The organism is Kineococcus aurantiacus (assembly GCF_013409345.1).
Classification (GTDB): domain Bacteria; phylum Actinomycetota; class Actinomycetes; order Actinomycetales; family Kineococcaceae; genus Kineococcus; species Kineococcus aurantiacus.
Window position 1 is genome coordinate 3,711,289 of sequence record NZ_JACCBB010000001.1, and the last position, 23,995, is coordinate 3,735,283.

24 protein-coding genes are annotated in these 23,995 nt (G+C 75.6%); 14 read left to right on the plus strand and 10 right to left on the minus strand.

Annotated elements, in window-relative coordinates; genetic code table 11:
* The first annotated feature begins 63 nt into the window (after positions 1 to 63).
* The gene (locus BJ968_RS17865) at positions 64 to 1,623 is read left to right on the plus strand and encodes a M17 family peptidase N-terminal domain-containing protein (protein WP_218885145.1); all 1,560 of its coding nucleotides are present in this window, start codon (positions 64 to 66) and stop codon (positions 1,621 to 1,623) included.
* Between the two features lie 34 nt (positions 1,624 to 1,657).
* Here BJ968_RS17865 and BJ968_RS17870 read toward each other — a convergent pair whose 3' ends face one another.
* Positions 1,658 to 2,314: a class I SAM-dependent methyltransferase gene (locus BJ968_RS17870; RefSeq protein ID WP_179754128.1), complete on the minus strand. Its 657-nt coding sequence runs from the start codon at positions 2,312 to 2,314 to the stop codon at positions 1,658 to 1,660.
* Positions 2,315 to 2,526: 212 nt separating this feature from the next.
* Here BJ968_RS17870 and sigE point away from each other — a divergent pair, with 212 nt between their 5' ends.
* The 4 genes from sigE to BJ968_RS17890 are packed head-to-tail and all read left to right on the plus strand — an operon-like array spanning position 2,527 to position 5,554.
* Positions 2,527 to 3,228: an RNA polymerase sigma factor SigE gene (gene sigE, locus BJ968_RS17875; protein ID WP_179754130.1), complete on the plus strand. Its 702-nt coding sequence runs from the start codon at positions 2,527 to 2,529 to the stop codon at positions 3,226 to 3,228.
* A complete protein-coding gene (locus BJ968_RS24970) occupies positions 3,225 to 3,839 on the plus strand; it encodes an anti-sigma factor family protein (RefSeq protein ID WP_179754132.1) in 615 nt (204 codons plus the stop codon). The genes sigE and BJ968_RS24970 overlap by 4 nt, the downstream gene beginning before the upstream one ends.
* The gene (locus tag BJ968_RS24975; protein WP_179754134.1) at positions 3,836 to 5,158 is read left to right on the plus strand and encodes a trypsin-like peptidase domain-containing protein; all 1,323 of its coding nucleotides are present in this window, start codon (positions 3,836 to 3,838) and stop codon (positions 5,156 to 5,158) included. The genes BJ968_RS24970 and BJ968_RS24975 overlap by 4 nt, the downstream gene beginning before the upstream one ends.
* 9 nt (positions 5,159 to 5,167) lie before the next feature.
* Complete coding sequence (locus tag BJ968_RS17890; protein WP_179754136.1) at positions 5,168 to 5,554, plus strand: twin-arginine translocase TatA/TatE family subunit; 387 nt, start codon at positions 5,168 to 5,170, stop codon at positions 5,552 to 5,554.
* Positions 5,555 to 5,604: 50 nt separating this feature from the next.
* On the opposite strand, the gene BJ968_RS17895 is transcribed toward BJ968_RS17890, so the two are convergent.
* Positions 5,605 to 6,741, minus strand: coding sequence for an Mrp/NBP35 family ATP-binding protein (locus BJ968_RS17895; RefSeq protein WP_179754138.1), 1,137 nt, complete (start codon positions 6,739 to 6,741; stop codon positions 5,605 to 5,607).
* A 103-nt stretch (positions 6,742 to 6,844) separates the two neighbouring features.
* Between BJ968_RS17895 and BJ968_RS17900 the strand changes: the two genes are divergently transcribed.
* Positions 6,845 to 8,206, plus strand: a complete 1,362-nt coding sequence (locus BJ968_RS17900; protein WP_179754140.1) for a Gfo/Idh/MocA family protein — start codon at positions 6,845 to 6,847, stop codon at positions 8,204 to 8,206.
* A gap of 109 nt (positions 8,207 to 8,315) precedes the next feature.
* Here the strand turns inward: BJ968_RS17900 and BJ968_RS17905 are convergent, their stop codons facing one another.
* The 4 genes from BJ968_RS17905 to BJ968_RS17920 form a co-directional block, all read right to left on the minus strand.
* Positions 8,316 to 9,362 (minus strand): alcohol dehydrogenase catalytic domain-containing protein, encoded by a 1,047-nt coding sequence (locus BJ968_RS17905; protein WP_179754142.1) that lies wholly within the window; start codon positions 9,360 to 9,362, stop codon positions 8,316 to 8,318.
* 67 nt (positions 9,363 to 9,429) lie between these two features.
* The gene (locus tag BJ968_RS17910; protein WP_343078101.1) at positions 9,430 to 11,190 is read right to left on the minus strand and encodes a GspE/PulE family protein; all 1,761 of its coding nucleotides are present in this window, start codon (positions 11,188 to 11,190) and stop codon (positions 9,430 to 9,432) included.
* The gene (locus BJ968_RS17915) at positions 11,187 to 11,828 is read right to left on the minus strand and encodes a DUF1003 domain-containing protein (protein WP_179756950.1); all 642 of its coding nucleotides are present in this window, start codon (positions 11,826 to 11,828) and stop codon (positions 11,187 to 11,189) included. Before BJ968_RS17915 ends, BJ968_RS17910 begins: the two co-directional genes overlap by 4 nt.
* 1 nt (position 11,829) lies before the next feature.
* Entirely contained in the window at positions 11,830 to 13,140 is a 1,311-nt protein-coding gene (locus BJ968_RS17920; RefSeq protein ID WP_179754144.1) for a magnesium transporter MgtE N-terminal domain-containing protein, read from the minus strand.
* Positions 13,141 to 13,200: 60 nt separating this feature from the next.
* On the opposite strand from BJ968_RS17920, the gene BJ968_RS17925 reads away from it, so the two are divergent.
* Together BJ968_RS17925 and BJ968_RS17930 are read left to right on the plus strand one after the other, a co-directional pair.
* Positions 13,201 to 13,800: a Dps family protein gene (locus BJ968_RS17925; RefSeq protein ID WP_179754146.1), complete on the plus strand. Its 600-nt coding sequence runs from the start codon at positions 13,201 to 13,203 to the stop codon at positions 13,798 to 13,800.
* A gap of 148 nt (positions 13,801 to 13,948) precedes the next feature.
* A complete protein-coding gene (locus BJ968_RS17930; protein WP_179754148.1) occupies positions 13,949 to 14,728 on the plus strand; it encodes a YflT domain-containing protein in 780 nt (259 codons plus the stop codon).
* 72 nt (positions 14,729 to 14,800) lie between these two features.
* Here BJ968_RS17930 and BJ968_RS17935 read toward each other — a convergent pair whose 3' ends face one another.
* Positions 14,801 to 16,351: an aminopeptidase P family protein gene (locus BJ968_RS17935; RefSeq protein ID WP_343078104.1), complete on the minus strand. Its 1,551-nt coding sequence runs from the start codon at positions 16,349 to 16,351 to the stop codon at positions 14,801 to 14,803.
* A gap of 106 nt (positions 16,352 to 16,457) precedes the next feature.
* Here BJ968_RS17935 and BJ968_RS17940 point away from each other — a divergent pair, with 106 nt between their 5' ends.
* From BJ968_RS17940 to BJ968_RS17950, 3 genes are read left to right on the plus strand one after another with little or no spacing between them, the layout of a single operon-like run.
* Complete coding sequence (locus BJ968_RS17940; RefSeq protein ID WP_179754150.1) at positions 16,458 to 17,126, plus strand: DUF6758 family protein; 669 nt, start codon at positions 16,458 to 16,460, stop codon at positions 17,124 to 17,126.
* 36 nt (positions 17,127 to 17,162) lie between these two features.
* Complete coding sequence (locus tag BJ968_RS17945; RefSeq protein WP_179754152.1) at positions 17,163 to 18,008, plus strand: PHP domain-containing protein; 846 nt, start codon at positions 17,163 to 17,165, stop codon at positions 18,006 to 18,008.
* Positions 18,009 to 18,052: 44 nt separating this feature from the next.
* A complete protein-coding gene (locus BJ968_RS17950) occupies positions 18,053 to 18,610 on the plus strand; it encodes a MarC family protein (protein ID WP_218886404.1) in 558 nt (185 codons plus the stop codon).
* Between the two features lie 47 nt (positions 18,611 to 18,657).
* Here the strand turns inward: BJ968_RS17950 and BJ968_RS17955 are convergent, their stop codons facing one another.
* Together BJ968_RS17955 and BJ968_RS23815 are read right to left on the minus strand one after the other, a co-directional pair.
* Complete coding sequence (locus BJ968_RS17955) at positions 18,658 to 20,703, minus strand: DEAD/DEAH box helicase (protein ID WP_246314153.1); 2,046 nt, start codon at positions 20,701 to 20,703, stop codon at positions 18,658 to 18,660.
* 291 nt (positions 20,704 to 20,994) lie between these two features.
* Positions 20,995 to 21,219 (minus strand): DUF3107 family protein, encoded by a 225-nt coding sequence (locus BJ968_RS23815; RefSeq protein ID WP_179754156.1) that lies wholly within the window; start codon positions 21,217 to 21,219, stop codon positions 20,995 to 20,997.
* Positions 21,220 to 21,363: 144 nt separating this feature from the next.
* Between BJ968_RS23815 and BJ968_RS17965 the strand changes: the two genes are divergently transcribed.
* On the plus strand, positions 21,364 to 22,158 hold the full coding sequence (locus tag BJ968_RS17965) for a DUF3152 domain-containing protein (RefSeq protein WP_218885149.1): 795 nt from the start codon (positions 21,364 to 21,366) through the stop codon (positions 22,156 to 22,158).
* Positions 22,159 to 22,171: 13 nt separating this feature from the next.
* On the opposite strand, the gene BJ968_RS26900 is transcribed toward BJ968_RS17965, so the two are convergent.
* Complete coding sequence (locus BJ968_RS26900) at positions 22,172 to 22,630, minus strand: pyridoxamine 5'-phosphate oxidase family protein (RefSeq protein ID WP_179756956.1); 459 nt, start codon at positions 22,628 to 22,630, stop codon at positions 22,172 to 22,174.
* A 76-nt stretch (positions 22,631 to 22,706) separates the two neighbouring features.
* Between BJ968_RS26900 and BJ968_RS26905 the strand changes: the two genes are divergently transcribed.
* Positions 22,707 to 23,072, plus strand: coding sequence for an MGMT family protein (locus BJ968_RS26905; RefSeq protein ID WP_218885151.1), 366 nt, complete (start codon positions 22,707 to 22,709; stop codon positions 23,070 to 23,072).
* A complete protein-coding gene (locus tag BJ968_RS17980; protein WP_179754158.1) occupies positions 23,069 to 23,977 on the plus strand; it encodes a methylenetetrahydrofolate reductase in 909 nt (302 codons plus the stop codon). The genes BJ968_RS26905 and BJ968_RS17980 overlap by 4 nt, the downstream gene beginning before the upstream one ends.
* Positions 23,978 to 23,995: the final 18 nt, after the last annotated feature.

Genomic DNA, 23,995 nt, shown 5'->3' on the forward strand with positions numbered 1-23,995 from the left:
TGCCCGCCCCGAGCCGTCTGCACGCACCACCCCCAGGACAGGCCACCAGAGTCAGGACGCACCGTGAGCACCTCTCCCGACACCCCGCCCGTGGCCGCGGCGGCGCCAGAGCTGCGCCGCCGGCCCGCCCCGACCGTCGAGGTGCGCCGCGCCGGCGCGGCCGCCGCCGACCTCACCGGCTTCGACGTGCTCGCGGTCCCGGTGGCCGCCGGGGAGGGCGAGGACGCACCCCTGCAGCCGCGCCCGGGCGCGGCCGACGCGGCGGTCCGCTACGGCGTCGACCTGGGCGCGGTGTGCGCGGCCGAGGAGGTCACCGGCGCCGCCGCGACCGTGACGCGGCTGCCCGTGCCCGCCCCCGACGGCAGCCCCCGCCGGCTGCTCGTCGTGGGCGTGGGGGACTCCTCGGTCACGGCCCTGCGCCGCAGCGGCGCGGCCCTGGCCCGCGCCACCGGCAGCGCCGACGTGGCCACGACCCTCGCCGACGGCGTCGGGCCGGCCGGCACGCGCGCCTTCGTCGAGGGCTTCCTGCTGGCCTCGCACGCCCCGCCCGTCAGCGGCCGCCGGGCCGCGGCGGAGGTGGCCCCGCGCCGCCTCGCCCTGCTCGGCGACGTCGACGCCGCCGACGTGCGGCACGCGGAGGTGACCGCGGGCGCGACGGTCCTGACCCGCGACCTCGCGGCGACCCCCTCCAACCTCAAGGACCCGCAGTGGCTCACCGCGCAGGTCCACGAGCTCGCCGCGGGCCTGCGCCTGAAGGTCGACGTGCGCGACGAGGCCCGGCTGCGCCGGGAGGGCTTCGGCGGCCTGCTGGCCGTGGGGGCCGGCTCGGCCTCCTCCCCGGCGCTGGTCCAGGTCGGCTGGACCCCGCGCGCGACCCCGGGCGCCCCGCACGTGGTGCTGGTCGGCAAGGGCATCACCTACGACACCGGTGGCCTGGGCATCAAGCCGCGCGAGTCGATGGTCGCCATGAAGACCGACATGGCGGGGGCGGCGGCCGTCCTGGCCGTGGTCCTGGCGGCCGCGCGCCTGAAGCTGCCCGTGAAGGTGACGGGGCTGCTGGCGCTGGCCGAGAACGCCTTCGGCGCCTCGTCCTACCGCCCCGGTGACGTCGTGACCCACTACGGCGGCCGGACCACCGAGGTCAACAACACCGACGCCGAGGGCCGGCTGGTGCTGGGCGACGCCCTCGCCTACGCCGACGCCGCGCTCGACCCCGACGTCCTCGTCGACGTCGCGACCCTCACCGGCGCGGCCACCCTCGGCCTGGGCAAGCGGCACGCGCCGCTGTACTCGGCCGACCCGGCCCTGGTCCAGGAGCTGCTGGCCGCCTCGGCCGCCACGGGGGAGCGGCTGTGGCACATGCCGCTGGTCGAGGACTACGCCGCCTCGATCGACTCCGACGTCGCCGACGCCCGGCAGGTCACCACGACCCCCGGGCACGGGGCCGGTTCCATCGTCGCGGCCCTGTTCCTGCGGCCCTTCGCCGGCGCCCGCCGCTGGGCGCACCTGGACATCGCCGGCACCGGGCGCGCCGACGCCCCCGAGCACGAGGTCACCCGCGGCGCCACCGGCTTCGGCGCGCGGCTGCTGCTGGAGTGGCTGGAGACGTCGGTCGCCCGCTGAGGGGGCGCGACCGGTGCGCTCCCGGCGGTGACCGTCAGCTGTTCTTGACCGCCAGGAGCAGGCCGTCCCCGGTGGGCAGGAGGGTGGGGAACCAGTTGCCGTCCTCCAGCACGACGCGGGCGACCTCGCGCAGCGCCGCGGTCGAGGTGTCGCGGACCGCGGGGTCGGTGACCCGGCCCTTCCACAGGGCGTCGTCGACGACGAGCAGCCCGCCGGGGCGCAGCAGCCGGTGGGCCTGCTCGAGGTAGGCGCCGTACTCGCGCTCGTCGCCGTCGAGCAGCACGAGGTCGTAGGCGCCGTCGGTGAGCCGGGGCAGCACCTCCAGGGCCCGGCCGTTGATGAACCGGGCGCGGTTGGGGCGGATGCCGTCGGCGGCGACGGCCTCGCGGGCCGCGCGCTGGGCCTCGCCGTCGGCGTCGATGGTGGTCACGACGCCGTCGTCGGCCATGCCGCGCAGCAGGCTGAGGGTGGACACCCCGGTGCCGGTCCCGACCTCGACGACGGTGCGGGCCCCGCCGGCCGCGGCGAGCACGGTGAGGGTCGCGGCGACACCGGTCGAGACGGGTTCGACGCCGAGGTCGGCCGCCCGGGCCCGGGCCCGTTCCAGGACGTCGTCCTCGGGCACGAACTGCTCGGCGTAGGCCCAGCTCGCGGGCTGCTTGCTGGTCGGGCGAGACGAAGACGTCGGCACGTCCGCAATCTAGTGCACGCCCCGATCTCACCCGACGTGCCGAGACGATCGCGCACCGTGCTGAAGCTCCGGGTCGGCTGCGCGGGAGCTGTGAACTCCCCGCGCGTCGCCCGACCGGGGAACCGTCGGGGTCAGACCTCCGTTGGACCCTGCGACGACGACCGGCTGGTTCTGCCGGCGCAGGCTGGCCGAGACGAGGGGAGTGGGAGACCATGGGAGCAGTGGCGGTGCCGTGCGCGGCCCCCTTCCCCGCCCGTTCCAGGAGGAACACCGTGAGCGACGACACCGGCGACACCGCCGGTCGTTCTGCCGTCCCCACCGTGGACCCGGCGACCCTGTCGCCGGCCGCGGCGGCCTCGACGTGGGTGCCCCCCACCTGGGAGGACGTGGTCCGCGACCACTCCGCGCGCGTCTACCGGCTCGCCTACCGCCTCACCGGCAACCGCCACGACGCCGAGGACCTCACCCAGGAGGTCTTCGTCCGGGTCTTCCGATCCCTGTCGAACTACCAGCCGGGCACCTTCGAGGGCTGGCTGCACCGCATCACCACCAACCTCTTCCTCGACCAGGTCCGCCGCAAGCAGCGCATCCGCTTCGACGCCCTCGCCGAGGACGCGGGCGACAAGCTCGCCAGCACCGACGTCGGGCCCGAGCGCGCCTACGAGCACCGCAACCTCGACGACGACGTGCAGCGCGCGCTCGACGCCCTGCCGCCGGACTTCCGCGCCGTCGTCGTGCTGTGCGACATCGAGGGCCTGTCCTACGAGGAGATCGCCGCGACGCTGGGCGTCAAGCTCGGCACCGTGCGCTCGCGCATCCACCGCGGCCGCGCCCAGCTGCGCGCTGCGCTGGCCCACCGCGCCCCCCGCCCGCAGGCCCCGACCCAGCTGGCCTACGGCGAGGACAACCGGTGAGCGGTCCGCACCTGGGACCGCGGGTGACGCCGCTGGTCGACGGGCGCCTGGCGGCCGACGCCGAGGCTCGCGCCGGGGAGCACCTGAGCGAGTGCGCCGAGTGCGCCGGGGCCGTGGAGTCCGAACGCCTCGTCCGGGCCCGCCTGCAGGCCATGGCGACGCCGGAGCCGTCCGGCGACCTGCTCGTGCGGCTGCTGGAGATCGGCGGCCCCAGCGGCCCGCTGCGCCCGCGGGACCTGCCGATCGCCAACCCCGCCCGGCCCGTCGTCGGTGTCGCCCCGCCCTCGCGGACCGACCCCGCCCACGGTCGCCGCGGCCCGGCCGGGCGCGCCGCGCGCCGGGTCCACCGCCGCCCCGTCTCGGCCGCGCTCGCCGGCACCTTCTCCCTCCTGGGGGCGGGGATCGTCGGCGTCCTCGTCCTGGGTGGCGTGCCGCACCTGGGCGACGCCCCCGTGGCCGAGCTGCGCACGACCCCGTCGGCCGCACCCTCCTCGGCTCCCGCCTCGACGCCCGTGTCGACCCGCGTGACGACGCCCGTGTCGACCACCTCGCCCACCGGCAGCGCCGTGACGAGCGGCCCGGTCGGCGCCACGCCCACCGCGACCCCGTGAGCACGCCCCCGCCGCCCGGCGACGGGTGGTCGCGTCCCCGCCACGACGGGCCCGACCAGCCGGGCGGGTGGGCCGACCCGGCCGCCCCCGCCGACCCCTGGGCACCGCAGCGGCCCCAGCAGCCGCCGGCCGACGCGTGGTGGCAGCCGCAGCACCCGGCCGGTCACGACGCCTTCCCGCCGCCGGCCCCGCACGACCCGCACCCGCCGGCGCCCGCTCCCGCGCGCCGCGGCTCGCCCGCGCGCTGGATCGGCGCCGGGTCGCTGGCGCTCGTGCTGGGCGTCGCGGGCGGGTTCGCTGGCGGGCTGCTGCAGGACGAGCTCGCCGACCGCGGGACCAACCCCTCGGTCTCGCTGCCCTCGCCGTCGGCGGGGTCGACGCAGCGCCCGGCCGGCACGGTCGCCGCCATCGCCGCCGCGGCGCTGCCCAGCGTCGTGGCGCTGCAGGTGCAGGGCCAGGAGGGGTCCGGGACGGGCTCGGGGTTCGTCCTGGACGCCACCGGCGACGGCGGCACTTTCGTCCTCACCAACGACCACGTGGTCGCCGGGGCCTACCGCGACGGCGTGGTCGTCGTCTTCCAGGACGGCCGGCAGGCCCCCGGCACTGTCGTGGGGGCGGACACCTCCTACGACCTCGCCGTCGTCCGCGTCGAGCGCACGGACCTGACGGCCCTGCCGTTCGGGGACTCCGACGCCGTCGTCGTGGGTGACCCCGTCGTGGCGGTCGGCGCGCCCCTGGGGCTGCAGGGCACCGTCACCGAGGGCATCGTCTCGGCGCTGAACCGGCCCGTGACGGCCGGGGAGTCCGCCTCCGACGCCAGCTACATCCAGGCCATCCAGACCGACGCGGCCATCAACCCCGGCAACTCCGGCGGCCCGCTGCTGAACTCCGCGGGCCAGGTCATCGGGATCAACTCCGCCATCGCCGCGCTGCCCGGGGCCGACGGGCAGGCGGCCAGCGGCAGCATCGGGCTCGGCTTCTCGATCCCCTCGGAGCAGGCGCGCCGGACGGCTGAGCAGCTCATCCGCACCGGCCGCGCGGTGCACCCGGTCATCAAGGTGTCCCTGGACCGCACCTACGAGGGCCAGGGCGTGCGGATCGTCGACGAGGCCGAGGCCGTGGAGCCCGGGGGTCCGGGGGACCGGGCGGGGCTGCGGCCCGGTGACGTCGTGCTGTCCATCGACGGGCGGCCGGTCACCGAACCGGCCGAGCTCATCGTCGACATCCGGGCCCGCGAACCCGGTGACGTGGTGACCCTGTCGGTCCGTCGGGGTGGAGAGACCGTGGACGTGCCCGTCACCCTCGAAGCCGACGGTTAGGATCGCCCCGTGTTCGGCATCAACGGGGGCGAGTTCCTCGTCCTCCTCGTCGTGGCGCTGGTGGTCCTCGGTCCCGAGCGGCTGCCGCACTACGCCGAGCAACTGGCAGGCCTGGTCAAGTCCGCGCGGCGCTTCGCCAAGGGCGCCCAGGCGCAGATGCGCGAGGAGCTCGGCCCGGAGTTCGACGACATCGACTGGCAGAAGCTCGACCCGCGCCAGTACGACCCCCGGCGCATCGTGCGGGAAGCCCTCACCGAGGCGTGGAACGACGACGACGAGCCCACCGCGAAGAAGGGCGCCCCGACCGCGGTCGGCGGCGGTCTCGACCTGGGCAAGAAGTCCTCCGAGCCGGCGGCCAAGCCCGCCGCGGTCCCGTACGACGAGGACGCGACCTGAGCCCCGGGCCGTCCCCGGGGTGACCCCCGGCCGACGGCCCGAGCGGCGGGTCAGGCGACGCTGACCCCCAGCCGGCGCCCGGCCAGCCCGCGCGGGCGGTGGGCCAGGGTGCGCGCCAGGTCGCGCAGGACGACCGCGGCGGGGGAGTCGGGGTGCGAGAGCACCACGGGCCGGCCCGCGTCGCCGCCCTCGCGCAGCGCGACGTCCATGGGCACCTGCGCCAGCAGCGGCACGTCGGTCCCCAGCTTCTGCGACAGCGACGTCGCGACGACCTGCCCGCCGCCGGAGCCGAACACCTCCATCCGCTGCCCGTCGGGCAGCTCCAGCCAGCTCATGTTCTCCACGACGCCCACGACCCGCTGCTCGGTCTGGGCGGCGACCGACCCGGCGCGCTCGGCGACCTCGGAGGCGGCGACCTGCGGGGTCGTCACGACGACGATCTCGGCGCGCGGCAGCAGCTGACCGACGCTGATCGCGACGTCCCCGGTCCCCGGCGGCAGGTCCAGCAGCAGGACGTCCAGGTCGCCCCAGAACACCTCGGAGGCGAACTGCTGCAGCGCCCGGTGCAGCATCGGCCCGCGCCAGGCGACGGGCTGGTTGCCGGGGACGAACATGCCGATGGAGATGACCCGGACCCCGTTCGCGACGGGCGGGATGATCATGTCCTCGACCTTGGTGGGCTTGCCCTGGACGTCCAGGAGCCGGGGGATGGAGAAGCCGTGCACGTCGGCGTCCAGCAGCCCGACGCGCAGGCCGTCGGCGGCCATGGCGGCGGCGAGGTTGGCCGTCACGCTGGACTTGCCGACGCCGCCCTTGCCGGAGGCCACGGCGTAGACGCGCGTCAGGTTGCCGGGGTCGTTGAACGGGATGGTCGGCGCGGCGCCGGTCGTGCCGCGGACCTTGGCGGTCAGCTCGCGGCGCTGCTCGGGCGTCATCTCCCCGAGGTGGACGCGGACCGAGCGCGCGCCCTCGACGGTGCGGACGGCGGCGGTGACGTCCCGGGTCAGGGTGTCGCGCATGGGGCAGCCGGCCGTCGTGAGCAGGACCTTGACGTCCACGTGGCCCGCGTCGTCGACGTCGACACCGTCGACCATGCCCAGGTCGGTGATCGGGCGGTGCAGTTCGGGGTCGTCCACGGACGCCAGAGCCTGCAGGACTCCGGTACGCACGCTCTCGGGTCCAGGCATGGCCCCAGCGTACGGGGCGGTGGTTGACCGTCCCGAACGGCGGTGACAGGGTAGGACGGAAAGCGCTTCCCTGCCGTTCGCCGCCCTTCGCCGTGGAGGAACCTTGTCCGCTCGTCGCTACGCGCTCGTCGGGACCGGGTCCCGGGCGAGCATGTACCTCGACGCCCTCGCCGGGGCCCACGCCGGCGACGGCGACCTCGTCGCCCTGGGGGACACCAACCCCGGTCGGGCGCAGGTCCACCAGCGGCGCGTCGTCGCCGCCGGCCTGGCCGCCCCGGAGCTGTTCGACCCGGCCGACCTCGCGGACGTCGTGCGGCGCCTGGGGATCGACCGCGTCATCGTCACGACCCCCGACCGCTTCCACGCCGACTACGTCGTGGCCGCCCTCGACGCCGGCGCCGATGCCGTCGTGGAGAAGCCCCTGACCACCACCGAGGACGGCGTGCGCCGCATCGCCGAGGCGGTCGAGCGCACCGGGCGCGAGGTCCTGGTGACCTTCAACTACCGGTACGCCCCGCGCAACAGCGCCCTCAAGCGCGTCATCGCCGGAGGCGAGATCGGCGACGTCACCTCCGTCCACTTCGAGTGGGTCCTCGACACTGCCCACGGCGCGGACTACTTCCGCCGCTGGCACCGGCAGAAGGAGAACTCCGGCGGCCTGCTGGTCCACAAGAGCTCCCACCACTTCGACCTCGTGAACTGGTGGATCGCCGGGACGCCCACCCGGGTCTACGCCAGCGGCGGCCTGCGCTTCTACGGCGCCGAGAACGCCGCAGCCCGCGGCCTGGGGCCCCGGCCGCCGCGCGGGACGTCGGAGGCCGGGCGCGGCGACGCGTTCTCCCTCGACCTGGCCGCGAACGCGACGTACCGGGAGCTGTACCTGGAGAACGAGGGGTACGACGGGTACCTGCGCGACCGCGACGTCTTCGACGCCGGCATCACCATCGAGGACAACCTCGCCCTCGTCGTCGACCACGCCGTGGCGCGCGGGACGGCGACCATGTCCTACGCGCTCAACGCCCACTCGCCGTGGGAGGGGTACGTCGTCAACGTCAACGGGACCCGCGGTCGCGCCGAGCTGACCGTGGTCGAGCGCGGGTCGGTGCCGCTGGCCGAGGGGGTCGTCGACCCGAGCATGCACCCCGAGGGCGTGGGGCAGGACGGGACCCGGCCGGTGTCCGAGCGGCTCGTCGTGCAGCAGCACTTCGCGCCCGCCCGGGAGGTCGAGATCCCCGCCGGCGAGGGCGGTCACGGCGGCGGGGACGCGCTGCTGCTGCGCGACGTCTTCGTCGGGCCGGGCCCGGACCCGCTGGGCCGCACCGCGTCCTGGCGCGACGGGGTGCGGTCGGTCGTCGTCGGGATCGCGGGGAACGCCTCGCTGGCCTCGGGGCAGGCGGTCCGCACGGCCGACCTCGACCTGGGCCCCGGCGCGCTCGCCCTCGGCGGCGAGCTCACCGGCTCCTGACCCGGCCTCCCCGCGTCCACCACCCCGCCTTCCCGCTCGAAGCACACGTCGAGCCCTCCGGGAACGCTCCCGGAGGGCTCGAGGTGTGCTTCGAGCGGGGGACGGGGGGTCAGAGCGAGGGGACGACCACGGCGCGGCCGGTCAGGGTCCCGGCGTGCAGGCGCTCGTAGGCCGCCGGGGCGTCGGCCATCGCGAACGTCTCGGTGTGCACGTCGAACACGCCCCGGTGGGCCAGTTCGACGAGCTCGATGAGCTCACCGCGCGTGCCCCAGTACGGGACCGTCACGGACGCCTCGTAGGCCTGCCGGAAGAACCCGACCTGCGCCGCGGCGGAGGTGCCGGTGATGCCCACGATCGTCACGTCCGACTCCACGCCGGCGACGGCCATCGCCGTGTCGATCGTCGGCTGCGCCCCCACGAAGTCCAGGACCAGCTGGGCCCCGCGCCCGCCCAGCAGCTGCTGGACGTTCGCGGCCGCGTCGGCGTCGGACAGGACGACGTCGTGCGCGCCGACGGCCGTCGCGAGCGCGAGCTTCTCCTCGGTCACGTCGAGGGCGACCACGCGGGCCGGTGACAGGGCGCGCAGGATCTGGATCGCCAGGTGCCCCAGGCCGCCCGTGCCGATGACGACGGCCGTCGAGCCCGCCCGCAGCTTGCCCAGCGACCGCTTGACCGCGTGGTACGGCGTGAGGCCCGCGTCGGTCAGCGGGACGGTCTTCACCGGGTCGAGGTCGCCGATGGGCACGAGGTGGCGCGGGGAGTCGACGACCATGAACTCCGCCAGCGCGCCGGGGGCGCCGAGCCCGGGCGGGTGGATGCCCAGCTCCGCCGCGCGCGGGCAGTAGTTCTCCTTGCCCTGCGCGCACGCGTGGCAGACGCCGCAGCCCCACGGGCCGTAGACGACGACGTTCGTGCCGACCTCGACGCCCTCGGCCCCGGGCCCGAGCTCGACGACGCGACCGGCGCCCTCGTGCCCCAGGGTCAGCGGCAGCCCGTAGGTGTACTGCTCGGCCGGCAGGCTCATGACGAAGTCGTCGGAGTGGCAGATCCCGGCGGCCGTCACCTCCAGCAGGACCTGTCCCGGCCCCGGTGTCGGCCGGTCGATCTCCACGACCTCCGGGGCGCCCCCGATGGTCCGGTACTGGACTGCGCGCACGGCAGCCTCCTCTCCTCGGCGAGTGGTGCGACGAGGAGCCTACGCCTGCTAGTTCGACACCTGTCGGTCAGCCCGCGGTGACGCGGATGACCTCCTCGAAGGTCGTCTCCCCGCGCATGGCCTTCGCCAGCGCCGACTGCCGCAGCGTCTTCATCCCGATCCGCTCGGCCTCGGCCAGCAGCGCCGACTCCGTCGCGTCGTGCATGAGGACCTTGCGCATGCTCGGCGTCACGTCGAGGACCTCGTACACCGCCGTGCGGCCCCGGTAGCCGGTGCCGCCGCACTCCGGGCAGCCCGCGCCCTTCAGCGGCGTCGCGTCGAGGATGTCCTCGATCGTCAGGTCCAGCAGCGCCAGCGTGTCGTCGTCGGGGATGTACCCGTCCGCGCACGAGTCGCAGGGCTTGCGGACCAGGCGCTGGGCGATCGCGGCCGTCAGCGACGACGCGACGAGGAACGGCGCGGCCCCCATGTCCACCAGGCGCGTCAGGGCGCCGACGGCCGAGTTGGTGTGCAGGGTCGTCAGCACCAGGTGACCGGTCATCGACGCCTTGAGGGCCAGCTCGGCGGTCTCGGAGTCGCGGACCTCACCGATGAGGACGATGTCGGGGTCCTGGCGCAGCACCGAGCGCAGCCCCGCCGAGAACGTCATCCCCACCTTGGCGTGCACCTGCACCTGGGTGATGCCGGGCAGCTGGACCTCGACGGGGTCCTCGAGGGTGATGATGTTCTTCTCCGGCGACATCGTCGCGTGGATGGCCGCGTACAGCGTGTTCGTCTTGCCCGAACCCGTCGGCCCCGTGATGAGCACCAGGCCCTGCGGCACCGACAGCGCCTTCTCGAAGATCTCCAGCTGCTCGGGCTCGAAACCCAGCGACGGCAGCGACGGGACGTCGTCGCCGCGCGTCAGCAGGCGGATGACGACCTTCTCCCCGTGCAGGGCCGGCAGCGTCGAGACGCGGCAGTCGATGGCGGCGCCGTCGACCACCACGCGGGTGCGGCCGTCCTGGGGGATGCGGCGCTCGGAGATGTCCAGCCCGGAGATGATCTTGATGCGGCTGATGACGCTCGGCGCGACCCGCTTGGGCGCGGACATGACGTCGCGCAGCAGGCCGTCGACGCGGAAGCGGACCCGCAGCTGGTCGCGCTGGGACTCCAGGTGGATGTCCGAGCAGCGCAGCCGCACCGCGTCGGACAGGATCCGGTTGACGAGCTTGACGATGGGGGCGTCGTCGTCGACCGAGCCGTTCAGCGCGGCGAGCGGGTCCTCCTCGTCGTCGTCGGAGGCCTCCTCGACCATGCGCGAGACCTGCGAGGTGTCCTCGGTGAGGGACCACGCGCGCGCGAGCTGGTCGCGGATCTGGGAGTCCATCGCGACGACGACGTGCAGCTCGGGGGTGCGCGTGTACAGCTTCACGTCGTCCAGGGCCAGGACGTTCGTCGGGTCCGCGGCGGCGACCAGCAGGTACTCCGGCGTCTTGTCCAGCACCAGCACCCGGCAGCGCTCGGCCACGGCGCGCGGCAGGAGCCGCACGACGTCGGGCGCCAGGTTGATGCGCGAGAGGTCGACGTGCTCCAGGTTCAGCAGCTCGGCCAGGCACTGGGCCAGCTCGGCCTCGGTGACCATCCCCAGCTCGACGAGGATCTGGCCCAGGCGGCGGCGCGGCCCCTCGACGTCGCGCTGCTCGGCCAGGGCGACGTCGAGGTCCTCGGGGACCAGCAGCCCCTTCTCGACGAGGACGTCACCCAGGCGCTTGCGCGTCTGCGTCCCCGGCTGCGGCGACGAGGCGGGGGTGCCGGGGGCCACGGGGGCGTCGTCGAGGGTCGTCACCCTGCAGGTGTCGGCAAGTCACCGTCCGGACCTGAGTCCGCGCCCCCCGGTCGCGCGGCGCCCGGCTCGTCCACCCGCTTGCGCTTCTTGCCGCTGCTCTTGCGCTTGGCGTCGCGGGAGCGGCTGGCCGGGACGGTGACGCCCTCCTCGGCCAGCTCCTCCAGGACCGAGCGCAGCTCCGAGCGGACGAAGTCGCGGGTCGCGACCTCGCGCAGCGCGATGCGCAGGGCCGCGACCTCCCGCGTGAGGTACTCGGTGTCGGCCAGGGCCCGCTCGTCGCGGGAGCGGTCCTGCTCGTTGAGGACGCGGTCGCGGTCGTCCTGGCGGTTCTGCGCCAGCAGGATCAGCGGCGCCGCGTAGGAGGCCTGCAGCGACAGCACGAGGGTCAGGAAGGTGAAGGAGTACGGGTCGAAGCGCCACCGCTCGGGGGCCGCCACGTTCCACCCGATCCAGGCGAGGACGAACGCCGTCATCCAGACGAGGAACTTCCCCGTCCCCATGAACCGGGCGAACTTCTCCGAGGCCCGGCCGAACGCGTCCGGGTCGAACTCCGGACGGGCCAGCAGCGGGCGCCGCACCTCGCGCGGGGTGTCCAGGGGGACCGGCCCCCGGCGCTGGTCCCGTCGACTCGGCCGCAGCTCAGGCACCGGCCGCCTCCTTCCCGCTGGTCCCTTCGAGGTCGTCGTCCTCGTCGGCGTCGCGCCAGTCCTCCGGCAGCAGGTGGTCCAGGACGTCGTCGGCCGTGACGGCCCCCAGCAGGTGGCCGTCCTCGTCGACCACCGGCAGCGAGACGAGGTTGTACGCCGCGAGCTGGCGGGTGACCGCCTGCAGCGTCTCGTCCGGGGCCAGCGGGTCGATGTCGTTGTCCAGGAGCTGACCCAGGGCCGTCTGCGGGGGCTCGCGCAGCAGCCGCTGCAGGTGCGCGGTGCCCAGGTAGCGGCCCGTGGGCGTCTCCAGCGGCGGCCGGCACACGTACACGGCGGTGGCCAGCGGGACGTTCAGCTCCGAGCGCCGCACGTGCGCCAGCGCCTCGGCGACCGTGGCGTCGGGGGCCAGGACCACCGGGTCGGTCGTCATGAGGCCGCCGGCGGTGTAGTCGTCGTAGGCCAGCAGCCGGCGGACCGGCTCGGCCTCCTCGGGGTCCATGAGCGCCATGAGCCGCTCGGCCTGCTCGGCGGGCAGCTCCGAGATGAGGTCGGCGGCGTCGTCGGGCTGCATCTCCTCCAGGACGTGCGCGGCCCGCCCGCCCTCCAGGGCCGACAGGATCTCGATCTGGTCGTCCTCGGGCAGCTCCTCCAGGACGTCGGCCAGCCGCTCGTCGTCCAGGGCGGCGGCCACCTCCCGGCGCCGCTTGGGCGTCAGCTCGTGGATGACCTCGGCCAGGTCGGTCGGCTTGAGCTCCTCGAACGCGGCCAGCAGGTTCGTCGCGCCCTGGTCGGCGTCGGGGGAGGCCAGCCCCAGCACCCCGCCGACGACGGCGTCGACGTCGATGGTCAGGGTGTCCCCGCGACGGCGCAGCCGGCCCGCCAGCCCCCGCGGCGCCGTGCCCCGGCGCACGAACAGGCGGGTCAGCTGCCAGTCCCGGGACCGGACCGCGTCGAGGCCGAGGTCCTCGATCGTCGCGGGCCCGCTGCCGTCGGCCAGCTCGACCGTGCGGTCCAGCAGCTCGGCCAGCAGCAGCGTCTCGGTGCCGCGCTGCTCGAAGCGGCGCATGTTCACCAGGCCCGTGGTGATGACCTGGCCGGTGTCGATGGACGTCACGCGCGTCATGGGCACGAAGACGCGGCGGCGGCCGGGGACCTCCACGACCAGGCCGATGACGCGCACCGGTCCCCGCGCCCGGATCATGCCCACCACGTCGCGGACGCGGCCGACCTGGTCGCCCTGCGGGTCGAACACCGAGGTCCCCGCCAGGCGGGCGGCGAACAGGCGGGTGGTGGAACCGGTCACACGTTCCAATCTAGGGGCTTCCGGCTCGCGGGGCGGCGAGGGCGCTCCTACCGTGATCGCATGGCCAAGGAGAGCAAGAAGCTGACGTCCGAGGGGACCCCCTCCTACACGATCCCCGGCCTGACGACGGAGCAGGGCGCGCAGGTGGCCCGGCTCCTCCAGGACCGGCTCAACGCGCTGACCGACCTGCACCTGACGCTCAAGCACGTCCACTGGAACGTCGTCGGGCCGCACTTCATCTCGGTCCACGAGATGCTCGACCCGCAGGTCGACGCCGTCCGCGAGATGGCCGACGCGACGGCCGAGCGCATCGCGACCCTGGGCCTGTCGCCCGTGGGCACCCCCGGCGCCCTCGTCGCCGACCGCGGCTGGGACGACTACTCGATCGGGCGGGCCGGGGCCATCGAGCACCTGGGCGCGCTGGACCTCGTGTACACCGGCGTCATCCAGGACCACCGCGCCGCGATCGAGGCCACCGACGACCTCGACCTCGTCACCCAGGACCTGCTCATCGGGCAGGCCGGGCAGCTGGAGCAGTTCCACTGGTTCGTCCGGGCCCACCTGGAGACCTCCGGCGGCCAGCTGACGACCGCCGGCGCGACGACCGAGGTGGCGGCCAAGGCCGCCGCCGGTCGGGCCGGGGCCAAGCGCAAGGCCTGACCCTCCAGCAGCGGCCGGCCGCGGACGTGCGGGCACGTTCGCGGCCGCCGTCGCGTTGGGCAGGATGTCGGTGATCTCCTCCGGGAGGTCGCCGACCCCGATCCCGTGCCGACGTCGCGGGACGGACGGCCACCGGTGAGGAAGCCCCATGTCGAACCTCGGACCGATGGGTCCGCAGCGGATGAGCACCCCGACGCCCCCGCAGGGGGAGGCGATCGGCCGCTACGCGACGTACTCCGAGGCGCAGCGGGCCGTCGACTTCCTCTCCGACGAGCACTTCCCGGTGCAGAACGTCACGATCGTCGGCACGGGCCTGCAGATGGTCGAGCGCGTCACCGGTCGCCTCACCTACGGCCGCGCCGCCGGCGCCGGGGCCGCCTCGGGGGCCTGGTTCGGTCTGCTCATCGGCCTGATGCTCAGCGTCTTCGGCCCCGGCGGCACCGGAGCCCTCGTGACCGGCATCCTCGTCGGCGCGGGCTTCGGGATGCTCTTCGGCGTCATCTCGTACGCGCTGACCGGGGGGCGGCGCGACTTCACGTCCAGCTCCCAGATCGTCGCCTCCCAGTACACCGTCCTGTGCCTGCCGCAGCTGGCCGGCCAGGCGCGCGAGGTGCTGTCCCGGCTGCCCAACGGCCTGGGCCGCGGCACCGGACCGGCCGACGGCGCGGCGCCCTGGGGCGCCCCCGACCAGCCGTCGCGGTCCTGGGGCCCGCCCCCGGGGGGCACCCAGCCGTACATGCCCCCGCCGCCGCCCGGTTCCGGCCCCGCCGACCAGCCGCCCCCGCCGCCGTCGTTCGAGAAGGCGCCCGAGCGCGAGCCCGAGCTGGACCTGTCGGGCCCGACCTACGCCGAGAAGATGGAGGAGGCCCGGCGCGCGCGCCGCGCCGCCGAGGCCAAGGCGCGCGAGGAGCAGGACGGCTCGCAGTAGCCCCGCAGGTCCCGGCCCGTCGACCCCACGCCCCTCACCGGGGGCCGTGGGGTCGACGTGCGCCCGGGCGCGTCAGCGCAGCGAGGCCATCCACGCCTCGACGGCCTCGGGGGTGCGGGGGAGCGCGGCGGACAGGTTCTCCACCCCGTCGGCCGTCACGAGGACGTCGTCCTCGATGCGCACCCCGATGCCGCGCAGCTCCTGCGGGGCCAGCTCGTCCTCGGTCTTGACGTAGATGCCCGGCTCGATCGTGAAGACCATGCCCTCGCGCAGCTCGGCGTCGAGGTACATCTCCTTGCGGGCCTGGGCGCAGTCGTGCACGTCCAGCCCGAGGTGGTGGCTGGTGCCGTGCGGCATCCAGCGGCGGTGGAACTGCCCGTCCTGCTCCAGCGACGTCGCCGCGTCCACCGGCAGCATCCCCCACGCCGCGAGCCGGTCGGCCACGACCGCCATGGCCGCCTCGTGCACCTCGCGGAACTTCACCCCGGGCCGGGCGACGGCGAACGCGGCCTCGGCGGCGTCCAGCACGGCCTGGTAGACGCGGCGCTGGGGTTCGGTGAACGTGCCGTCCACGGGCAGGGTGCGGGTGATGTCGGCGGTGTAGAGGGAGTCGACCTCCACCCCGGCGTCGACGAGGAGCAGCTGCCCGGGGGTGACCGCGCCGTCGTTGCGGATCCAGTGCAGCGTGCACGCGTGGTCGCCCGCCGCGGAGATCGTCTCGTAGCCGACGGCGTTGCCCTCCACGCGCGCGGTGCCGTCGAAGACGGCCTCCACGACGCGCTCACCGCGGGGGTGGCCCACCGCGCGGGGCAGGGCCCGCACGATCTCCTCGAAGCCGCGGGCGCTGGCCGCGACGGCCTGCCGCAGCTGCTCGACCTCCCAGGTGTCCTTGACCAGCCGCAGCTCCGACAGCGCCGTCACGAACTCGTCGTCGGCCCCCTCGGCGACCTCACCGCGCAACGGGGTCACCGCCGCGGTGACGGCCGGGTCGGCGTCGGGGACCAGCCGCAGGCCCTTGGCGTCGCCCAGCCCGGCGGTGACCTCCCCGGCCAGGTCGGCCACGTCGTGGCAGACGAGGCCCGTCTGCGCCGCGAGCGCGGCGAGGGACTCGCGGGGACCGACCCACAGCTCCCCGTAGCGGGCGTCGGCGTAGAACTCCTCGGTGTCCCGGCCGGCCTGCGGGCGCACGTACAGCACGGCCTCGTGGCCCTCGTCGCGCGGGTGCAGCACGAGGACCGCGTCGGCCTCGCGGTCGGTGCCCAGCCCGGTGAGGTGGGCGAAGGCCGAGTGCGGGCGGAACCGGTAGTCGGTGTCGTTCGAGCGCCGCACCAGGGGGCCGGCGGGCACGACGAGGACCTCGCCGGGGAACAGCGCCGACAGGGCCTGCCGGCGGCGGGCGGCGAAGGGGGCCACCTCGGCGGGTCGCAGGTCCTCGGCCGGCCGGGGACCCCAGCCGGAGGCGATGAACGCGCGGAAGGCCTCCGAGCGGGGGGTCGTGCGGTGGTCGCTCCCGCCGCCGGCCGCGACCGCCTCCCCGGCCGCCTCGGGGGCGTGGGCGTCCAGGACCTCCCCGATCGTCCCGGGGGCGTCCGTCGCGGCGGTGGTCGTCTGGGAGGTGCTCACCGCCTCATCATCGCCCCCGCCGCCCAGGGTTGTCCCCCCACCCGGTGCCCGGGACCGTCCGTGGTGCGCGGTTGACGATCCGCAGCAGTTGGCGCGACCGTGGGGTATGGGCGGTACACCGCAGTGCCCCCGCTGCGACGGCGCGGTGAGGGCACCCAGCATCTGGCACTCCGGACACACCTGCGCGGTGCACGGGGAGGTGGTCCCCCTGCAGCCGCCGCACCCCGGCGACGCCGAGCACCTGGCGTGGGTGTCGCGGCACTCCGACGTCCCGGTGTGGCTGCCGTGGCCCCTGCCCGACGGCTGGCTCGTGACGGGCACCCGGTGCGTGCGCGACGACCGGCACGAGTCCCAGGCCGTCGTCGTCGCCGTCAGCGGCCCGCACCACGGCCCCGCCCCGGGCCCGCGCGTCGCCGACCTCCTCCTGGTCTCCGAGCAGCCGGGCACCGGCCTGGGGGCCCACCTGGCCGGCCGCGACGACCTCGACCCGGGGGAGGGGCTCACCACGGGCCGGCCCGCCGTCCGCCTGCACGCCGCGGGGGCCTCGACGCCGCTGTGGAGCGTGCCCGCCGACGGCGACCGCTGCGTGCTCGTCGGGGAGGCCGGCGGGGTGTGGCTGTGGGCCCTGCTGTGGCCCGCGGCCGCCGGGGCCACCCTCCTGGACGACCTGCAGCTGGTCGACCTGCGCGACCCCGCGCACGAGCTGGACGTGCCCTGCGGGGCGATGTCCCCGCGGCTGCGGTGGACGGCGGTGGCCGCCCCGGCCCGCGCGTGAGCGGGACCGGGCGCCCCGGCGCGTAAAGTGGAGCGCGTGCGCATCGACCTGCACACGCACTCCACGGCGTCCGACGGGACACAACCCCCCGCCGCCGTGATCGCCTCCGCAGCGCAGGCCGGGCTCGACGTCGTGGCTCTCACCGACCACGACACGAGCACGGGCTGGGCGGAGGCCGCGGCGGCGGCCGATCGAGAAGGGCTCCGGTTCGTCCCGGGCGTCGAGATCAGCTGCCTGCTCCGTGGGGTGTCCGTGCACCTGCTGTCCTACTTCCACGACCCCGAGGACCCCGCCCTCGTCGCCATGCTGGCCGAGTCCCGCGCCTCCCGGGTCGGACGGGCCCGGCAGATGGTCGACCTCCTCGCCCCCGACACGGGCCTGCGCTGGGAGGACGTCCTGGAGCACGTCCACGGTGCGGCGACCATCGGGCGGCCCCACCTCGCCGACGCCCTCGTGGCGCGCGGGGTCGTGGCCGACCGCGACGAGGCCTTCGCGACCCTGCTGTCCGGCCGCAGCAAGTACTTCGTCCCGCAGGTCGCCCCCGACCCCGTCGAGGCCGTGAAGCGCGTGCGGACCGCCGGCGGCGTCCCCGTCATCGCGCACCCGGCCGCGTCCAAGCGGGGCTGCTGCATCGACGACGACCAGATCGAGGCGATGGTCGACGCCGGGATGGCCGGCCTCGAGGTCGACCACCGGGACCACTCCGACGCCGAGCGGGCCCACCTGCGCGACGTCGCCCGCTCGCTGGGGCTGTTCGTGACGGGCTCCAGCGACTACCACGGCGCCGGGAAGCAGAACCGGCTGGCCGAGAACACCACCCACCCCGAGGCGCTGGAGCGCCTCGACGCCCTGGCGGCTGAGCGGGTCGTGCACCCGGCGTGAACTGGCAGCTCTTCGGCGAGTCCTTCGTCACCCTCTTCGTCATCATGGACCCGCTGGGGACCGTGCCCATCTTCCTGGGGCTGACCGCCAGCTTCAGCCCCGCCCAGCGCTCGCGCGCGGCCCGGCAGGCCGTGATCGTCGCGTTCGGCGTCATCGTCGCCTTCGCGGTCTTCGGGCAGCGCATCCTGGACTACCTGCACATCAGCCTGCCCTCGCTGCAGGCCGCCGGCGGGCTGCTCCTCCTGCTCATCGCCCTGGAGCTGCTGACGGGCAAGGGCGACGAGCCGACGAGCACCGTCGGCGTCAACGTCGCGATGGTCCCGCTGGGCACACCGCTGCTGGCCGGGCCGGGCGCGATCGTCGCCACCATGGTCTTCGTGCAGCAGTCCGAGGGCGTGCGCGACTGGGCCGCCATCGCCCTCGGCGTCGTCACCGTCCACATCACGCTGTGGCTGGCGATGCGCTTCGCGGGCGTGGTGCACCGGCTGCTGGGCGACTCGGGGGTCCTGCTCGTGACCCGGGTCGCGGGTCTGCTGCTGTCGGCCATCGCCGTCCAGCTGGTCGCCGACGCCGTCCGCGCCTTCGTCGTCGGGACGGCCTGACCCTCCCGCCGGTCCCCGGGTTGCCCCGGGGACCGGTGGGCCGGGCGTCAGTCGGTGACGGTGACCGGCTCCGCGTCCGCGCTCGTCCCGGTGGCCGGTTCGGCCGTCTTCGCGGTGCGGGTGCGCCGGCGGCGGGGCGCGGGGGCGGTGTCCGCGTCCGCCGGTGCGTCCGCCGTCGGCTCGGCACCCGGTTCCGTGGTCGGCTCGGCCGTCTTGGCGGTGCGGGTGCGCCGGCGGCGGGGGGCCGGAGCCTCCTCGGGGGTCGCCTCCGTGGTCGCCTCGGGGGTCGCCTCAGGAGTCGCCTCAGGAGTCGCCTCGGCCGTCTTGGCGGTCCGGGTGCGCCGGCGGCGGGGCGCGGGGGTGTCGTCCCCGGCCGCCGGGGTCGGGTCGGCCTGCGCGGTGGTCACCGGCTCGGCCGCCTCGGCCGCCTCGGGAGCCGCCTCGGCAGCCGCCGCGGGGGTGGTGCGACGACGACGGCGAGGGGCCGGCGCGGTGTCGGGCGTGACGTCCGGCGTGACGTCGGCCGCGGTCTCGGGCTCGACGGTCGCCTCGACGGTTCCCTCGGTGGTCCCGGGGGCCGCCGCGGTGCCGGTGGCCTCGACCTCGACGCCGTTGCGCGTGCGGCGACGGTTGCGGGTGCGCCGGGGACGCTCCTCGCGCGGCTCCTCCACGGCCTCCTCGCGGGCGGGGCCACGGGCCGACCCGCGGTCGGACGCGCGGTCGGAGCCGCGGTCGGACCCCTTGCGCGGGCGGCGGCCCTTGGCGGCGCCGACCTCGCCGAGGTCCTCGACCTGCTCGGCCTCCAGCCCGGCGCGCGTGCGCTGGGTGCGCGGCAGCCGGCCCGTCGTGCCCTGCGGGATGTTGAGGTCCTCGAACAGGTGCGCGGAGGTGGAGTACGTCTCGACGGGCTCGCCGAAGCCGAGGCCCAGCGCCTTGTCGATGAGGCTCCAGCGGGGCAGCTCGTCCCAGTCCACGAAGGTCACCGCGACCCCGGTGTTCCCGGCCCGGCCCGTGCGGCCGATGCGGTGCAGGTACGTCTTCTCGTCCTCGGGGCACTGGTAGTTCACGACGTGCGTGACGTCCTCGACGTCGATGCCGCGGGCCGCGACGTCGGTGGCGACGAGCACGTCGACCTTGCCGTGCCGGAACGCGCGCAGCGCCTGCTCGCGCGCGCCCTGGCCGAGGTCGCCGTGGATGGCGGCCGCCGCGAAACCGCGCTCGGTGAGCTGCTCGGCGACCGAGGCTGCCGTCCGCTTGGTGCGGCTGAAGACGATTGTGAGGCCGCGGCCGGTGGCCTGCAGCATCTTGGCCAGCACCTCGACCTTGTCGAGCGCGTGGGTGCGGTACGCGAACTGGGTGATGGCCGCGACGGTGGCGCCGTCGTCGGTCGGGTCGACGGCGCGGATGTGCGTCGGCTGGCGCATGTACGAGCGCGCCATCGCCACGACCGGACCGGGCATCGTCGCGGAGAAGAGCATCGTCTGGCGGGCCGGGTTCGTCTGCGCCAGCAGGCGCTCGACGTCGGGCAGGAAGCCCAGGTCGAGCATCTCGTCGGCCTCGTCGAGGACGACGCACATGACGTTCGACAGGTCCAGGTGACGCTGCTGGGCCAGGTCGAGCAGACGGCCCGGGGTCCCCACGACGACGTCGACGCCCTTGACGAGGGCGTCGATCTGCGGTTCGTAGGCGCGGCCGCCGTAGACGGTGAGGATGCGCGCGGGGTAGTTCCGGCTGGCGGTGGTGAGGTCACCGGCGACCTGCACCGCGAGCTCGCGGGTGGGGACGATCACGAGGGCCTGCGGCTTGCCGGGGTGCACCAGCGCGTCGTACGCCGCGTCGCCCTGCACGGCGGTGCGCTGCAGCAGCGGCACGCCGAAGCCGAGGGTCTTGCCGGTGCCGGTCTTGGCCTGGCCGATGATGTCGTGCCCGCTCAGCGCCACCGGCAGCGTCATCGACTGGATGGGGAACGGGGTGGTGATGCCGGCACCGGCCAGGGACTGCGCGATGCGCGCGTCGACGCCGTGCTCGGCGAAGGTGCCGATGTGGTGGGCGGTGCCCTCGGTGGTGCTGTCGGTGGTGCTCTGGTCGGTCATGCGTCTCCCGTGCGAGGGGCGACGGCGGCTGCGTCCGCGCGGAACCCGCTGCAGGGGCTCGCGGGGAACCGGAGCGAGCGGCGGGGAACGTCGTCAGGCGGGGCGTGCAGCCGCGTCGCGGCAGTCGGCAGCCGATCGTGACTGGCGACCGGGCAACCCTGAACACGACCATGGTAACCGGGTGCGGCCCCGGCGTGACGCGGCGCCGCCGGCCGGGCGCGCCGGAGGGTGACGGGACCCGTCACCGCCCCTGCGCGCCCGGCCGGCTCCCCGGGTGGCTCCGGGGCCGGTTCAGGACAGGCCGAAACCGACCTTGCGCTGCTCCTGCGCGCCGATGTCGACGTACCCGAGCGTCGCCGCCGGGACGACGACCTTGCGCCCCTTCTCGTCCGCCAGCTCGAGCACCGTGCCGCCGGACAGCGCCTTGGTGACGGCAGCGGTGATCTCCTCGCTGGTCTGGGCCGACTCGAACACCAGCTCGCGTGCGACGTTCTGCACGCCGATCCGAACCTCCACCGCAGTCCCCTCCAGGGTTTCGCCGATCTCGTCTCGTGCACGGCCGCACGGGCGGCCGCCGCTCCACGCTAGTCGTCGCCGGTCCCCGTCGCCGCAGCGCGGCGCTCCGGTTCGCTCCCGGCGGACGGGTGGCATGCTGCGCCCGTGGCCGCCCCGCACCGCTTCCCCGCCCGCCGCGCCCTGCTGCTGGGCGGGGTGGGCCTCGCGCTGGCCGGCTGCACGGGCACCCCGACGGCGGCGAGCACGCCCGGTGCTCCCACCACCACGACCCCCCGCGCCACCACCCCGGCGGGGGCGACCAGCGCGGCGGCTGCCGCCCCCACCTCCCCGGCCGCCCCGACGACCAGCGCCCTGCCGCCCGGGCTCACGCAGGCCGACGTCGACGCCGGTGTCCTGCGCCGGGAGGTCCCGCGGTCCGGCGGCGGGGCGCTCGTCGTCGTCCCCGGCTCCAGCCCGGCCCCGCCCTCGGCGCGCGTGCGCACCGTGCGCGTGGAGGTGGAGCGGGACCTCCTCGACGCGGGCCTGCTGGACGCCACCGCGTTCGCCGACTTCGCCCTCGGGGTGCTCAACGACCCCCGCAGCTGGGGCGCCGGGGGCACGACGAGCTTCGCGCGCACCGACGGCGAGGCGCAGGTGAGGCTGGTCCTGGCCACCCCGGACACCTCCGCGGCGCTGTGCCGGCCGCTGCGGACGATGGGGACGCTGTCGTGCCGTTCCGGCGACGCGGCCGTCCTCACCTGGTACCGGTGGGTCGAGGCGATCCCCGACTACGGCGAGGACCGCACCGGCTACCGGCAGTACGTCGTCAACCACGAGATCGGGCACGTCCTGGGTCACGGCCACGAGCCGAACCCCGGGCCCGGCCGGCTGGCGCCGGTGATGGCGCAGCAGACCAAGGGGCTGCGCGGCGCCCTGCCCAACCCTTGGCCCAACCCCTGACGCGCTCAGCGGGTCAGCGGGTCACCGTGCGCAGCGCCTGACCCGGCCGCAGGCTGCGGATGCGCAGCACGTCCCCGTCGACCTCCGTCAGCACCACCGACGTCAGCTCCAGGCGGAACAGGACGAACGGCGGCGGTGGCTGCCGCTCGGCCGTGAAGTCGGCCAGGACGGCCGCGTCGGTGACCTCCACGGCCCGGGCGGCGAGCTTGGCGTCACCGCCGGTCATCGAGCCGTCGCCGGGGTTGGCGTGCAGCGCGCACCGCGGGTCCCGGCGCAGGTCGTCCACCTTGCGCGCCGGCACCATCGACCCCAGCAGCAGGTCCCCCCGCCACAGGTCGACCTCGGTGCCCCACACCCGGGGTGAGCCGTCGCGCGCCAGCGAGGCGAGCACGTGGTGCTTGCTGGCCGTGAAGCGCGCCAGCACCGCGGCGGCGAACCCCGCCCCGGCGGTCTCGACATCGGCCCAGCGCATCGAGGAGGTCACGACGGCACCGTGCACCACGGGTCCGACACGACCCCGGCCCGCCGCACCGTGGCAGGCTCCAGGCGTGGAACCGCACCTGCCCGAGCGCGCCGAGGAGGTCCTGGAGGTCGTGCACGCCATCCCGAGCGGCCGCGTCCTCACCTACGGCGACGTGGGCGCCCGGGTCGGCGACCGCGGGCCCCGGTTCGTCGGCAACGTCCTGCGCCGCTTCGGCTCCGACGCCCCCTGGTGGCGCGTCCTGCGCGCCGACGGCAGCGCCCCGCCGCCCCTGGCCGGTGAGGCGCTGCGGCGCTGGCGGTCCGAGGGGACCCCGCTGCGGCGGCTGGCCCACGACGCCGCCGACGTGCGCGTCGACCTCGGCCGGGCCCGCTGGGACGCGGGGGAGTGGGCGGCCCCCTGGGAGGGACCGGCCGGGGAGGGGCGGCGGTGACGCTCGTCGAGGACCTGCGCGCGGCCCGGCGGCGCTTCTCCGTGGAGTTCTCCCCGGCCCACGACGAGGCGACGGCCGCCCGGCAGTGGCGCGCCGTGGAGCGCCTCGGCGCGCTCGGTCCCGTCTTCGCCTCGGTCACCTACGGCGCCGGCGGCGGCGACCGGGCCGGCACGGTCGAGCTGGCCTCCCGCACCGCGCGCGAGACCCCGCTGCGGCCCGTGGCGCACCTGACGGCCGTGGGGCAGTCGGCCGCCCAGCTCGCCGCCGTCGTGGACGAGCTGGTCGAGGGCGGGGTGCGCGACGTCCTGGCCCTGCGCGGTGACCCGCACGGGGACCCCCGCGCGCCCTGGGAACCGCACCCGGAGGGGCTCGCGCACGCCGACCAGCTCGTGCGGCTGGCCCTCGCCCGGGGCGTGGAGGGCGTCGGCGTCGCGGCCTTCCCCCTGGGCCACCCCGAGTCGCCCGACGCCGACACCGACCTGCGGCACCTGCTGGGCAAGTTCGCCGCCGGGGCCGGTTTCGCGATCGCGCAGCTGACGTACGACGTCGAGGACTTCCTGCGGCTGCGGGACCGGCTCGCCGCGGCCGGCTGCGACGCGCCGCTCGTGCCGGGGCTGCTGCCCGTCACCAGCCCGCGGGTGCTGGAGGTGACCCGGCGGCTCACCGACGGGCACGAGCCGTCCTGGCTGAACCAGCGGCTGGCCCCCCTCCTCGACGACCGGGGCGCGTTCCGCGAGGAGGGCATGCGGGTGGCCGTCGAGGACGGCCGGCGGCTGCTCGCCGAGGGGGTCGAGGTGCTGCACCTGTACTCGCTCAACGCGGCCTCCAACGTCGAGGCCCTGGTGGGCGAGCTGGGCCTGGCCGACGCGCGGGAGGGGACGTGTCGGACCCCTGTGGTTCCGTGACACCCGTGCTTCGAGAGC